The following is a 12,394-nucleotide window of genomic DNA, read 5'->3' as shown; positions in this document are numbered from 1 at the left end:
TGTCCTATCCCTCGGCGAAGCTTGGGGTCATCGCGAAACAGGTCCAGCCGGCATCGCCGTCCGGACCAATCGAGCGCACGACCCAGCTGTTGCAATCCAATAACGGCCGCATGGTATGCGAGCGCTGATCGGCCGCAAGGGTGACGGCCGGCGGCGGGCCGGGATGCCATCGCGCCTTCAGGATCCGGGTACCGACATTGTCGGGCCCGCCGGGAGCGTCGATCGCGACCGTCCATCCCCGCTCGCGCTGCAAGCCGAGCATCGCGCGGATCGCGGCGATCACGAAGAAGCGGGCACCCACCGCGGCGGCAACCGGATTTCCCGGCAATCCGAAATACAGGCAGCCATTGGGCAAGCTGGCGAAGAGCACCGGCTTGCCCGGGCGCATCGCCACGCCGCGGAAATGGATTGTCGCGCCCAGCGCCTGTAGCGCGGCGGGCACCTGGTCATGATCGCCGACCGAGATCCCGCCGGTCGAGACGATCAGGTCCGGCGCGGCGGCCAAGGCCTGCTCGATGCTCGTCACCAACGCGCCGCGGTCGTCTGGTGCTGGTGTGACAAGCTGCGGGCCAAGGCCGGCCTGCCGCATCATCGCGGCGATCATCGGTCCGTTCGAATCGTGGACGAAATACTCGCCCTCTCCCCTCGCCCGCCGCAATTCGTCGCCCGTGGTCAGCACGACGACGCGCGGCAACCGGATCGCATCGATCTCGGGAACGCCGAAACAGCATAACGCTCCGATGACTTCAGGTGTTACCAACTTGCCGCGCACGGCCACGAGATCGCCTTGCCGCGCATCTTCGCCCCGGCGGCGGATGTTACGTCCGAGACCGACGGGCTCGGTCAGCAAAATCGCCGGCCCGTCGCGAACGACGCGCTCTTTGGCGACCACGGCGTCGAATGGCGGGATTATCGGCGCCCCGGTGCTGATCGCGCAGGCACCGGGCGCTGAGGCCAGGCTTGCCGCCGCGCCGGCCCGGCTTTCCCCGACCACGTCCAGGCGAACCGGGCTTTCAAGCGACGCATTGATGGCTTCGCCGGCCACGACTGCGTATCCGTCCATCGCCGAACAATCGAACCGCGGATAGTCCGCTTGAGCGACCACATCGGCGCCGATGATACGGCCGAGCGCCGCATCGATTGCCACGGGTTCGATCGGCATTCGGAGAGCGACAGTCTCGATGCAGGTAAGCGCGGCCGGAAAATCGATGCGATTCATCGTCCTGCCATAGCACGCAGCTCGGCCAGATCGTCGGGCCGATTGACGTTCGGGATGGCCGGCCAGCCTTTGAGCGCCTCGGCGCCGATCGCCTTCGCCCAAGCCCTGACGGCGAGGTCCCCGCCGCCGCCGAGATAGTCGCTGAGTCTGTCCGCTAACGCGCTGGGCCATAGCCCGATCACCGGCGTGCCGGCGACGAAGCTCGCAACACGGCGCCCGGCGAGATCGGCGAGCAGGCCAGCGGGGAGTGACGGCGTATCGCAGGGGAGCGTGAGCACCGCATCAAAATGGCGATCCCGGGCGTGACGCAACGCACCGCACAATCCGCCGAGCGGGCCGAGCCCGGCCGCCGGCCAGTCGGCTATCGAGACATAGCTCGCGCTGTCGCGCCCGACGACGGCGACGTCATCGGTCACCGTCCGCAATGCCTGGGCCGCGTGGTCGAGCAAGGCCACTCCATCGAGCGTCGCGAGCGCCTTGTCGCGGCCGAACCGGCGCGCCTGCCCACCGGCGAGGACGATGCCGAGCAGCCGGGTCACGGTGCCCGCTCGAGCAGCGCATCGCTGCGCGCCAGAACGACGAGCCGAAGCCCCGCCTGGGCCGCGCGTGCCATGGCTAGCTCGGTCGGTGCCGAGATCGTCACCAGCATCGGACATTGCGCGAGGACCGCTTTTTCCACCAGTTCATAGGAGCAGCGCGACGATAACAAGGCGAACCCGCCATCCCAGGTTCGGCCGGATCGCGCCATCGCGCCGATCAGCTTGTCGAAGGCATTGTGGCGGCCGACATCCTCGCGGACCTCGATCACGGCACCGTCCGCGTCGCACAAGGCGGCGGCATGTACCGCGCCGGTCTGTTCATGGAGCGGCTGGCGGGCACGCAGCTCGGCCAGCGCGGCGAATATCTGGTCCGGGGCGGCGCGCGACACCGTTTCGACCCTGGGCAGCGGCCGGATCGCCTGTTCGAGATTTTCGATGCCGCAAAGCCCGCAGGACGATTCCGACACGCGGTGTCGCGCCCGTTCGACCAACGCCTCGGCGCGCGACGGCACGAGCGATGCGCGGACCACGTCGCCACTGGGCGTCGCATGCACGTCGATCGCCTCGATCTGGCTGGCATGGTCGATCAGCCGCTCGCTCAGCGCGAACCCGACGGCGAAATCCTCGATATCGAGCGGCGTCGCCATCATCACGGCATAGCCGATGCCGTTAAACTCGATCGCCAGCGGGCGCTCGACCGCCACAGCCCGCTCGACCTCATCGACGGCCGAACCGTCGGCGGCATGGCGGCGAAAGCGCATGGCAGAAACGCCGGCGGTGCGAAAACGGTCGGGCGACGTTTCGGTCAATCGGCCCGTTCCGCATTCTCGCGGAGCAGCCTAACCGCACCCCTGGCGGTATCGCTCAGATGCTCGCCGCCGCGATCGAGATAGCCCAAGATCGCCTCGCGCATCCGGGGATCCCAGAACTGGCGGATATGATCCCGGGTCGCGGCCACCGGGCGGTCGGGACATTGGCTGGCGAGCTCGCGCGCGATCTGATTGGCCATATAGACGAGATGGTCGGTGGTCGACATCGCCCGCGCCTCACTCGGCCGCTTCGTGAAGGATGCGGCGCGAGCGCTCTGCCTGCGCCTGATAGCTCTGCTGCCAGTCGCTCGGCCCGTTTGATATCGCGACCTGGACGGCGGTGACCTTATATTCGGGGCAATTGGTCGCCCAGTCCGAATAGTCGGTGGTGATGACGTTGGCCTGGGTCGCGGGGTGGTGGAAGGTCGTATAGACCACGCCCGGCGCCACGCGCTCGGTGATCAGGGCACGCAAGGTCGTCTCCCCCGCCCGGCTGCGCAGGCTGACCCAGTCGCCGTCGCGGATGCCACGATTCTCGGCGTCGTGCGGATGGATTTCGAGCCGGTCCTCCGGGTGCCAGACGACATTGTCGGTGCGCCGCGTCTGGGCGCCGACATTGTACTGGCTGAGGATGCGCCCGGTGGTTAGCAGCAGCGGGAAACGCGGCCCGGTCTTCTCGTCGGTGGGGATATAATCGGTGACGACGAAATGCCCCTTGCCGCGCACGAAATGGTCGACATGCATGGTCGGCGTACCTTCGGGCGCAGCCTCGTTCGCCGGCCATTGCATCGACCCCAGGCGGTCGAGTGCGTCATAGCTCACCGTGGCGAAGGTCGGCGTCAAAGCGGCGATCTCGTCCATGATCTCGGCCGGATGGGTATAGCTCCATTCGAGCCCGATCGCACTCGCGACGAGCTGGACGATTTCCCAATCGGCATAACCGTTGAGCGGCTCCATCACCTTGCGCACGCGCTGGATCCGGCGTTCGGCATTGGTGAAGGTGCCGTCCTTTTCGAGAAAGGTCGAGCCGGGCAGGAAGACGTGGGCGTAATTGGCGGTTTCGTTGAGGAACAGGTCCTGCACCACCACGCATTCCATCGCGGCGAGCCCTGCCGCGACATGATGCGTGTTCGGATCCGACTGCAGAATGTCCTCGCCCTGGACGAACAGCGCCTTGAAGGTTCCGTCGGTCGCGGCGTCGAGCATATTGGGGATGCGCAGACCCGGCTCGGCGTCGAGCGTGACGCCCCAGGCACGTTCGAATATCGCGCGCGTCGCGGGATCGGAAACGTGGCGATAGCCCGAATATTCGTGCGGAAAGCTGCCCATGTCGCATGAGCCCTGGACGTTGTTCTGGCCACGCAGCGGGTTCACGCCGACGCCTTCGCGACCGATATTGCCGGTCGCCATCGCCAGATTGGCAATCGCCATGACGGTCGACGACCCCTGGCTATGCTCAGTCACCCCCAGGCCATAATAGATCGCACCGTTGCCGCCGGTTGCGAACAGCCGCCCGGCGGCGCGCAGGTCTGCGGCCGGTACGCCGGTCAACGTCTCGGTCGCTTCGGGCGAGCGCTCGGGCTGTGCAACGAATGCCGCCCAATCCTCGAACTCGCTCCAGTCGCACCGCTCGCGTACAAAGGCCTCGTCGACCAGTCCCTCGGTCACGACGACATGTGCGATCGCAGTCAGCACCGCGACGTTGGTGCCGGGACGCAACGGAAGATGATACGCCGCGTCGATATGCGGTGTGTGGACGAGATCGATGCGCCGCGGGTCGATCACGATCAGCTTCGCGCCCTCACGTAACCGCTGCTTCATCCGGCTGGCAAACACCGGATGGCCGTCGGTCGGGTTGGCGCCGATCACCATTATGACATCGGCATGCGCGACGCTGTCGAAATCCTGCGTCCCAGCCGAGGTTCCGAAGGTCGTCTTGAGGCCATAACCGGTCGGAGAGTGGCAGACGCGCGCGCAGGTATCGACATTGTTGTTGCCGAACCCCTGGCGGATCAGCTTCTGGACCAGGAACGTCTCTTCATTGGTGCAGCGGCTGGAGGTAATGCCCCCGACGCTGTCCTTGCCGTATTTGGCCTGGACGCGGCGGAATTCACTCGCCGTATGAGCGATCGCTTCGTCCCAAGATACCTCGCGCCAAGGCTCGTCGACCGCGGCGCGGATCATCGGGTTCACGATGCGGTCGCGGTGATTGGCGTAACCCCAGGCGAACCGCCCCTTGACGCAGCTATGCCCGCGATTGGCCTTGCCGTCCTTCCACGGCACCATGCGGACCAGCTGCTCGCCGCGCATTTCCGCCCGGAAGGTGCAACCGACCCCGCAATAGGCGCACGTCGTGACGACCGCCTTGTCAGGCGTTCCCGTAGCAATCACCGACTTCTCGATCAGTGCGGAAGTGGGGCAAGCCTGCACGCAAGCGCCGCACGACACACATTCGGACGCCAGGAATCCGTCGTCCTGGCTGGCGGCGACCTTTGAGCCGAACCCGCTGCCCTCGATCGTCAGGGCGAACGTCCCCTGGATTTCGTCGCAGGCACGCACGCAGCGCGAGCAAACAATGCATTTGGCAGGATCGAAGGTGAAATACGGGTTGCTCTCGTCCTTGTCGGCGGTGAGGTGATTGCTCCCTTCATAGCCATAGCGGACGTCGCGCAGGCCGACCGCGCCGGCCTGATCCTGCAATTCGCAATCGCCATTGGCCGAGCAGGTGAGGCAATCGAGCGGATGATCGGAGATGTAGAGCTCCATCACCCCGCGCCGCAGTTTGGCCAGCCGATCGGTCTGCGTCCGCACGATCATGCCCTCGGCGACCGGTGTGGTGCACGATGCCGGATAGCCGGTTCGGCCGTCGATCTCGACCAGGCAGAGCCGGCACGAGCCAAACGCCTCGAGCGTATCGGTCGCGCACAATTTCGGAACATCGGTGCCGACCAATGCCGCGGCGCGCATGATCGACGTCCCCTCGGGCACGACCACGTCCTGCCCGTCAATCCTCAGCGTCACCATCGCCGGCGCTGCCGCTGCTATCGCCTTGGTACCGAGATCGCGCTCGCCGATCCATGCCATGGTCGTTACTCCGCCGCCGCCGAGGAAATAGGCGCAGCCGCCGCGCCGAAATCCTGCGGAAAATGGTCGAGCGCGCTCAACACCGGATAGGGCGTGAACCCGCCAAGCGCGCACAGCGATCCGAACTTCATCGTATCGCACAAATCGCGCAGTAACTCGATCTCCTGCCCGGCGGACCGTGTCCCACGGGCAGCATTCCGCATCTGGGGAAGCCGTTCGACCGCGTCGGTAGCACGGCATTCGCCGGCGATGAGGCGATCGATCAGCTCGACTCCGCGCGTCGATCCGATCCGGCAGGGCGTGCATTTGCCGCAGCTCTCATGCGAGCAGAATTCCATGGCGAAGCGCGCCATGTGTGCCATGTCGACAGTGTCGTCGAACACCGTGATGCCGGCATGGCCGATCAGCCCGCCGGCGGCGGCGAACGCTTCATAGTCGAACGGCAAATCGAACATCGGCGGCGGGAAATAGGCGCCGAGCGGGCCGCCGACCTGCACCGCTTTGACCGGGCGGCCGCTTTCGGTGCCGCCGCCAATGTCCATCACCAATTCGCCTAGCGTGATGCCGAAGCCCACTTCGAACAACCCGCCATTCCTGACATTTCCGGCCAGCTGCACCGGCATGGTCCCGCGCGACCGGCCGAACCCGATCGCCGCATAGGCCTCGCCGCCTTCGCTCAGGATGAACGGCACCGCCGCCAGACTCAGCACATTGTTGATCACCGTCGGTCGACCGAACAGCCCAACGACCGCGGGCAGAGGCGGCTTGGCCCGCACCTCGCCACGTTTGCCCTCGATCGAGTCGAGCATGGCGGTTTCCTCGCCACAGACATAGGCTCCGGCCCCGACCCTGACTTCCAGCACGAACGGCGCGACGATAGACGCCGCGCGCGCGATCGCCTCGCGCATCGTGCGGATGGCGAACGGATATTCGGAACGGATATAGATGTAGCCGCGCTCGGCCCCGACCGCATGGCCGGCGATCGCCATGCCTTCGATCAGGCAGAACGGATCGCCTTCCATCAACAGACGATCGGCGAAGGTCCCGCTGTCGCCCTCATCGGCATTGCAGACGATATATTTGGTCGAGCCCGACGCGTCGTGGACGGTCTGCCATTTGATTCCGGTCGGAAAGCCGGCGCCCCCGCGCCCGCGCAGACCGCTCCCCTTGACCGCATCGATCGCGGCCTGTGGCGGCATTGCGCGTGCCGCCGCCAGTCCGCGCCAGCCGCCATGCGCTCCATAATCGCCCAGGCTCAACGGATCGATCACGCCGCAGCGGGCGAACGTGAACCGCTGCTGCCGCGCGAAGAACGGCATGGCGCCCACGTCGCCGAGCCGCGCGGGATGGCTGCCGTCGAGCACCAGGGCTGCGTCGGCCGCCGCGACCGGCCCGAATCCGACCCTGCCCTCGGGCATCTCCACCTCGACCAGCGGCTCGAGCCGAAACAGCCCGCGGCTGCCAGTCCGCACGACATCGGCGCCGGCATTCGCGAGAGCCTCGGCCACGGCGTCGGCGCCGAGCGCCACCGCCGCCATGTCCTGGCTGACATAGACGCGCGTCATCGCATCAAGTCTCCAAGCAGGCGATCGAGCGTCGCGGGATCGATCCGCGATACCAGGACGTCGTCGATCATCGCATTGGGACCGGTCGCGCACAGACCCAGGCAATAGACGGCGTCGAGCGTCACTCGTCCATCCACGCTGGTCTCGCCCATCCGCAGGCCCAACCGTTCGGTGACGGTACGCTCGACCGCGGCGGCGCCGCGCGCCTGGCAACTCTCCGCACGACACAACCGCACCCGATGCCGGCCAAGAGGCCGGCGACGGAAATCGTGGTAGAAGGTGACTACGCCGTGGACATCGGCGCGACTGAGGTTGAGCGCCGATGCGACCGGCGGCACCATCAGGTCGTCGATATAGCCGAATTCTTCCTGCAGCGCGTGGAGCATCGGCAACAGCACGGTCTGTTCACCGCCCATATCTTGGACCAACCGCGCAACGGCCGCGGCATAATCGTCCGCACGGGTCGCATCGCCAACGATCGACCGGTCGTTCCGTGTCGCATTCACCGGGAGATTAGGAGCCCGAGCCGGCGCCAAGTCAAATCGACAATCCTTGATTTCAATAGAAAAACCCTATCACAACAAGGCGGCCAGCGATCGGGCAGTTGCGAGCGCGGCACTCGCCAACGGGCCGATCGGTGCGCGGTCGAGCACGATCAGCCCGATGTGGCTCGGCGGAAGCGGGTCGTCGAACGGAACGATCCTGGCCCAACCGCCGCTGGGAACGATTTCGGCATAGGTATCCGGAACGATCGTCGCGAACGGCCCGGCCTCGACCATTGCCAGCAAAGCGACATAGCTGTCCGCGGTCGCCATCGGTCGCACGGCCAGCCCTTTACGCGAAAGATGGTCGTCGAGGATGCGCCGATTCTGCATGCCTTCGTGCAGCAGGCAGAGCGGGAAGGACAATGCCGTCTTCCAATCGATCGCGGCGCAATCGTCGAGCGCATCGCGGTGGCACAGGAACATCGCCCTTTCCGCATAAAGCGGCGCCGCGAGTACCGAAGTCGGCGGTTCATGATCGAGATAGGTGATTCCGGCATCGAGCTCGAATGCGGCAAGACCGCGCTCGATCTCTCGCGACGTCAGCGATCGCACAGTCGGTACCAAATTCGGATGGGTTGCCGCGAGCGCGCGCGCGAATTGCCCGACCACCGGCATCGCCGCCGGAATGACGCCGAGGCGCAGCGTGCCGGTCAGCGGTCCGTGGGCCAGCTCGGCGGCGTGCTCCAGTCCTTCGATCATCGCGATAGCCTGTTGCGCCCAGGGTAGCGCCGCGCGCCCTTCGTCGGTCAGCCCGGTAAAGCGCCGATCGCGCTGGATCAGCCGTCGACCGAGCTGTTCCTCCAGCGCGGAAATGCCTGCCGACAAGGTCGGTTGCGACACGTTGCATGCCGCCGCCGCCCGGGCGAAATGCCGTTCGCGCGCGACCGCCACGAAATATTCGAGCAACCTGAGGTTCACGGCATACCGATTTACCTCGCCGCGCTAGGTGTCAACCGGCGGCGCCCGCTGCGGACCCCGGCGGCTCTGCTACAATGGCCCAAACACGCGGTGGAAAAGACGAGCCAGAAGGGACGATCCCGGCGGCGGCGGGCGATGAGCATCCCGCGGGTCAGTTTCGCCCGATACCGCGCCGCCGGTCCCGTTCGGCGATCTCAGGCTGTCCAGATAGCGCTGGCTCGCCGGTTCGAACGCTGCCTCGATGCCGCGGCGGATGTCGATCAGCGGGTAGCTGAGCGCAGCTGTATCGCCGAACCGATAGGTCTCGGCGGGAAAATCGATCAGCACGGTCAATATCCCGCCCTGATCGTAACGGCGCAAGTCGAGCCGCAGCCCGCTGCTGCCGACCCACGCTGCGAGCGCATCCCAACTTGTTCCCCAGAGGTCGAGTATGACGCGCCCAGTCGCGACCTCCGTCAAGCGCGGGGCGTGAGTCCATAGCGACGGGCTCCATTCGCCGATCAAAAGCTCCAGTTTGATCGTCTGGTCGGGCGATAATCGCGTGTCGCAGGTGGGCGGTGGCCGGCTGTCGTCCCGAGACGACGGCGTCCAAGGTCCGGAAACGTCTTGCGGCATGGAGTTAGCGGCTAGCCGGCTGCGGAGCAGCCGACGGCGCGGCGCCGGAGGCCGTAGGGAGCCGTCCGGTAGAAATGGCCACGCCGAACATCCGCCACTCGCCTTCGGTCCATTGATACAGCATTTCGAAATCGAGCGCCGTCGGGCGCAGCGGAAAGCTGCCCTGGACCTGCAGCAAGCCCGGCTGGATCAGCCGAGGCGGAGCGCGAAACACCGGCGTCACCAACAATGTCCGCGTCAGGTCGATCCTGTCCGCGCGCAAACGCGTGAAAATGGCCGTCAGCCTGGTCGTATCGTTGGCCGCTTGGAATGCCGGTGAGGCGTTATCGCGCAATACCGAATAATTACCGGACGCGACCGCTCCCTGAACAGTCACCATCGTGGTCCACACCATGCGGTCGATGTCGGCGATCGCCGGCATCGGTGTTGCAGAGGGCGCCGGCGAGGGATCTTTTTGCGCCGCCGCATTGCCCGAAAGGGCCATACATATGGTGGCCGCCAGCAGCGCCGGAATGCTACGGTGACGGTGAATAGGCATGATCGCTGTCCCGAAATAGTAAGAAGAGGGAGGACCGGTCGGCGCATCCGGGTAAGAAGCGTCGCCCGGCCCTCCGGCGCGGAAGGCTGGCAGAGGGGGCGCCGGCCTACCGCGAACTACAGGCCGAAGCTGATACCCACGCGCCCGCCGGTCGACCCACGGGCGGTCGATCCCGCAACACCGGCGCTGATATAGACGCGCCGACTGACCCGCCCGACGACTGCGCCAGAAAAGCCCTGCTCGCCACGGTACGTCGCCAGGTTGAACGAGAAGGACAGCTTGCTGTCGGGAACGATCACTGCCCCGCCGAGCGCCATGGCGGCGGCAATACCGCCATTGGCGGCCTTGACGCTGACGTTGAGGCTCGCGACCTGACCCGCGAGCGACGAGGTGAGCGTTTCCAGGCTCGAAAGGCGGCCGTTCTGCACCGTATCCAGCGCCTGGATCGCGGTGATCTGTCCTGCCTGGGTGTTCGATGCGGTCTGCAGCGAGCCGATATTGGCCGATTGGACGGTATCGAGCGCCTGGATCGACGAGATCTGCCCCGCCTGGGTGGTCGACGCGGTTTGCAGGGAAGCGATATCCGCCGACTGCGCGGTATCGAGCAACTGGATCGACGCAATGCTGGCATCCTGGGCAGCGTTGACGCCTTCGATCGACGTCAGACGCCCGTCCTGTACAGCTTGTCCCGCAATGATCCCGGAGATCGTCGTGGTGTCGCGCCCCAGCGTTCCGTTGCCGTCGACAGTGACCAGCGAAACCGATCCGGTTTGCGCCAACGTGCTCGCCGCGATGTCGCCGATGCTGACCGAACTGCCGTTGCCGCCAAGGCGGATTTCGCCTGCCCTGGTCGCGTTCGCACCGGCGCCCAGCGCGACAGATTTGTCGAACAACGCATTAGTGTTTTCGCCTAGCGCGATCGCGCTGGCACCGGTCGCCTTGGCGCTATTTCCAACCGCGATCGCCGACTGGCCGTTAGCATCTGAGAATTGGCCCAGCGCGACTGCCGCATCACCGTTCGCGGTATTGTTCGCGCCGATCGCGACGGCGCCAGTGCCGATCGCGAAATTGGGGTCGCCGATCGCGACCGCTCCGGCGCCATTGGCATGATTGCCGAGCCCGATCGACACGGCAGCACCGCCGGATGCCTCGGCACCATTGCCGATCGCGACCGAATTGTCGGTCATGGCCGCCGCGTCCTTGCCGCCGGCAAACGAGCCGAAGCCGGTCGCGATAGCCCCTGTTCCAAAGGCCGAGGAATTAGCTCCGATGGCCTTTGCACTTAATCCCGCCGCCGTGGCCGCATCCGCCGTCGCCTTGGCGCCAGTGCCAAAGGCTGAGGCATTTTGCCCGCTGGCATCGGTGGCACGGCCGATCGCGGTACCGTTCAAGCCGCCGGCGCTCGAATTCTGCCCGACCGCCAGGCCATAGTCCCCCGCCGCAGTCGCTCCCGCGCCGAACGCGCTTGCCTGATAGCCCGAGGCAGTAGAGAAATAGCCGATCGCAATAGCGTAATCGGCCGTCGCGATTGCCGAATGGCCGAACGCATTGGCATCCTGTCCCGTCGCATAGGAATTGTTACCCACGGCTAGGCTGTCGATACCGAAAGATTGAGCATTCCGGCCGATACTGACCGAGCCCGCCGCGGTGCTGGTCGCCTGGAAGCCTATCGCCAAGGACGTATTGCCGGACGACACTGCATTCGGTCCCAAGGCCGTCGCATATTGTCCTGAGGCCGTCGAGCTATCGCCTAACGCAATGGCCGATGTGTCGGTCGCCTGGGCGTCTACGCCGAATGCGGAGGAGCGAGTTCCGGTCGCCATTGCAGTAGTTCCAAATGCAGAGGCGGAGGTGCCAGCCACCGCTTGGCGACCGAAAACGGAGCCATCCTGTCCGGTCGAGGTCGCAAGGAATCCAAAGGCTGAAGCCCCGAAGAAGTTTGCTTTGGCGCCAACACCCACAGCGGTACCGTCGTCGCCGAACGCCTGTGCGAAGCTGCCTACTGCGACGGCCTGATCGCCGGTCGCAGTCGAATCCGAGCCGACCGCCGTGCTGGAATCCCCGGTGGCAACCGCCGTGTCGCCAATGGCAGTGCCGCCGGTTCCGGTGGCGTTCGAATTGTTGCCGCACTTGAGGCCGCTGGTCGGCACCACAACGCACTGCGCCGATGCCGGGGCAGCGATGGCGATCGCGACGGCACTCGCGCCGCCGGCGGCGAGAAGTTTGATGATCTTGTGCTTCGTCATGTTCTATCCCCATTTCGCGAATGATTTCGCAGCCATGGGTGAGCCTTACCGACTGGGCCCACCCGATGATGGGGTGCCAACTAGTCGCGTGATCGGAGCCCCAATATACCGCATTCGCGGTAGCCCGGGGTCGAATTAGAGCTTGAGTGAGCCGCATTACTGTGCGGTTATGCCTTGATCGCGCAGGGGTGTTTGACGTTCTTCGAAACGGCGACGGCGACGATCCAGGCGGGAGCTACAAGATGGGCTTTTCTTTTGGCGACCCACCGCCGCGTTGGGCCGATCGCTCGCGATTCACGCAGCGGCGCGCAATCCG

11 protein-coding genes are annotated in these 12,394 nt (G+C 65.7%); all 11 read right to left on the bottom strand.

Going from position 1 to position 12,394, the window contains the following annotated elements; all coding sequences use genetic code 11:
* Positions 1-4: 4 nt before the first annotated feature.
* The 11 genes from Q0L25_RS07555 to Q0L25_RS07505 all read right to left on the bottom strand — a co-directional run bounded on the left by Q0L25_RS07555 (position 5) and on the right by Q0L25_RS07505 (position 12,078).
* The gene (locus Q0L25_RS07555) at positions 5-1,219 is read right to left on the bottom strand and encodes a molybdopterin molybdotransferase MoeA (protein WP_296613021.1); all 1,215 of its coding nucleotides are present in this window, start codon (positions 1,217-1,219) and stop codon (positions 5-7) included.
* Positions 1,216-1,758 (bottom strand): molybdenum cofactor guanylyltransferase, encoded by a 543-nt coding sequence (locus tag Q0L25_RS07550; RefSeq protein WP_296613020.1) that lies wholly within the window; start codon positions 1,756-1,758, stop codon positions 1,216-1,218. Before Q0L25_RS07550 ends, Q0L25_RS07555 begins: the two co-directional genes overlap by 4 nt.
* Positions 1,755-2,519: a formate dehydrogenase accessory sulfurtransferase FdhD gene (gene fdhD / locus Q0L25_RS07545; protein WP_296613018.1), complete on the bottom strand. Its 765-nt coding sequence runs from the start codon at positions 2,517-2,519 to the stop codon at positions 1,755-1,757. The genes Q0L25_RS07550 and fdhD overlap by 4 nt, the downstream gene beginning before the upstream one ends.
* Positions 2,520-2,563: 44 nt before the next feature.
* The gene (locus Q0L25_RS07540; protein ID WP_066583631.1) at positions 2,564-2,794 is read right to left on the bottom strand and encodes a formate dehydrogenase subunit delta; all 231 of its coding nucleotides are present in this window, start codon (positions 2,792-2,794) and stop codon (positions 2,564-2,566) included.
* 10 nt (positions 2,795-2,804) lie between these two features.
* Positions 2,805-5,651 carry a formate dehydrogenase subunit alpha gene (gene fdhF / locus Q0L25_RS07535; RefSeq protein WP_296613016.1) on the bottom strand — a complete coding sequence of 949 codons (2,847 nt, stop codon included), beginning with the start codon at positions 5,649-5,651 and terminating at the stop codon, positions 2,805-2,807.
* A 5-nt stretch (positions 5,652-5,656) separates the two neighbouring features.
* Complete coding sequence (locus tag Q0L25_RS07530; protein WP_296613015.1) at positions 5,657-7,216, bottom strand: NADH-ubiquinone oxidoreductase-F iron-sulfur binding region domain-containing protein; 1,560 nt, start codon at positions 7,214-7,216, stop codon at positions 5,657-5,659.
* A complete protein-coding gene (locus Q0L25_RS07525) occupies positions 7,213-7,632 on the bottom strand; it encodes an NAD(P)H-dependent oxidoreductase subunit E (RefSeq protein WP_296613396.1) in 420 nt (139 codons plus the stop codon). Before Q0L25_RS07525 ends, Q0L25_RS07530 begins: the two co-directional genes overlap by 4 nt.
* Before the next feature lie 159 nt (positions 7,633-7,791).
* Positions 7,792-8,679, bottom strand: coding sequence for a LysR family transcriptional regulator (locus Q0L25_RS07520; protein WP_296613013.1), 888 nt, complete (start codon positions 8,677-8,679; stop codon positions 7,792-7,794).
* Between the two features lie 69 nt (positions 8,680-8,748).
* Positions 8,749-9,138, bottom strand: coding sequence for a hypothetical protein (locus Q0L25_RS07515; protein ID WP_296613011.1), 390 nt, complete (start codon positions 9,136-9,138; stop codon positions 8,749-8,751).
* Between the two features lie 160 nt (positions 9,139-9,298).
* On the bottom strand, positions 9,299-9,832 hold the full coding sequence (locus Q0L25_RS07510) for a hypothetical protein (RefSeq protein WP_296613009.1): 534 nt from the start codon (positions 9,830-9,832) through the stop codon (positions 9,299-9,301).
* Positions 9,833-9,948: 116 nt separating this feature from the next.
* Positions 9,949-12,078 (bottom strand): YadA-like family protein, encoded by a 2,130-nt coding sequence (locus tag Q0L25_RS07505; protein ID WP_296613008.1) that lies wholly within the window; start codon positions 12,076-12,078, stop codon positions 9,949-9,951.
* Positions 12,079-12,394 lie beyond the last annotated feature (316 nt).

The sequence above is a fragment of the Sphingomonas sp. genome, assembly GCF_024508665.1.
In the GTDB taxonomy this organism is placed as follows: Bacteria; Pseudomonadota; Alphaproteobacteria; order Sphingomonadales; family Sphingomonadaceae; genus Sphingomonas.
The sequence above is the reverse complement of the archived record's forward strand: the minus strand, read 5'-3'. Positions and strand labels throughout refer to the sequence as shown.

Bases quoted from the DNA above. Each gene is read 5' to 3' on its own strand.
- Q0L25_RS07555 (WP_296613021.1), bottom strand. From the start codon at position 1,219: ATGAATCGCATCGATTTTCCGGCCGCGCTTACCTGCATCGAGACTGTC.
- fdhD (WP_296613018.1), bottom strand. From the start codon at position 2,519: ATGCGCTTTCGCCGCCATGCCGCCGACGGTTCGGCCGTCGATGAGGTC.
- Q0L25_RS07540 (WP_066583631.1), bottom strand. From the start codon at position 2,794: ATGTCGACCACCGACCATCTCGTCTATATGGCCAATCAGATCGCGCGC.
- fdhF (WP_296613016.1), bottom strand. From the start codon at position 5,651: ATGGCATGGATCGGCGAGCGCGATCTCGGTACCAAGGCGATAGCAGCG.
- Q0L25_RS07530 (WP_296613015.1), bottom strand. From the start codon at position 7,216: ATGACGCGCGTCTATGTCAGCCAGGACATGGCGGCGGTGGCGCTCGGC.
- Q0L25_RS07525 (WP_296613396.1), bottom strand. From the start codon at position 7,632: ATGGGCGGTGAACAGACCGTGCTGTTGCCGATGCTCCACGCGCTGCAG.
- Q0L25_RS07510 (WP_296613009.1), bottom strand. From the start codon at position 9,832: ATGCCTATTCACCGTCACCGTAGCATTCCGGCGCTGCTGGCGGCCACC.
- Q0L25_RS07505 (WP_296613008.1), bottom strand. From the start codon at position 12,078: ATGACGAAGCACAAGATCATCAAACTTCTCGCCGCCGGCGGCGCGAGT.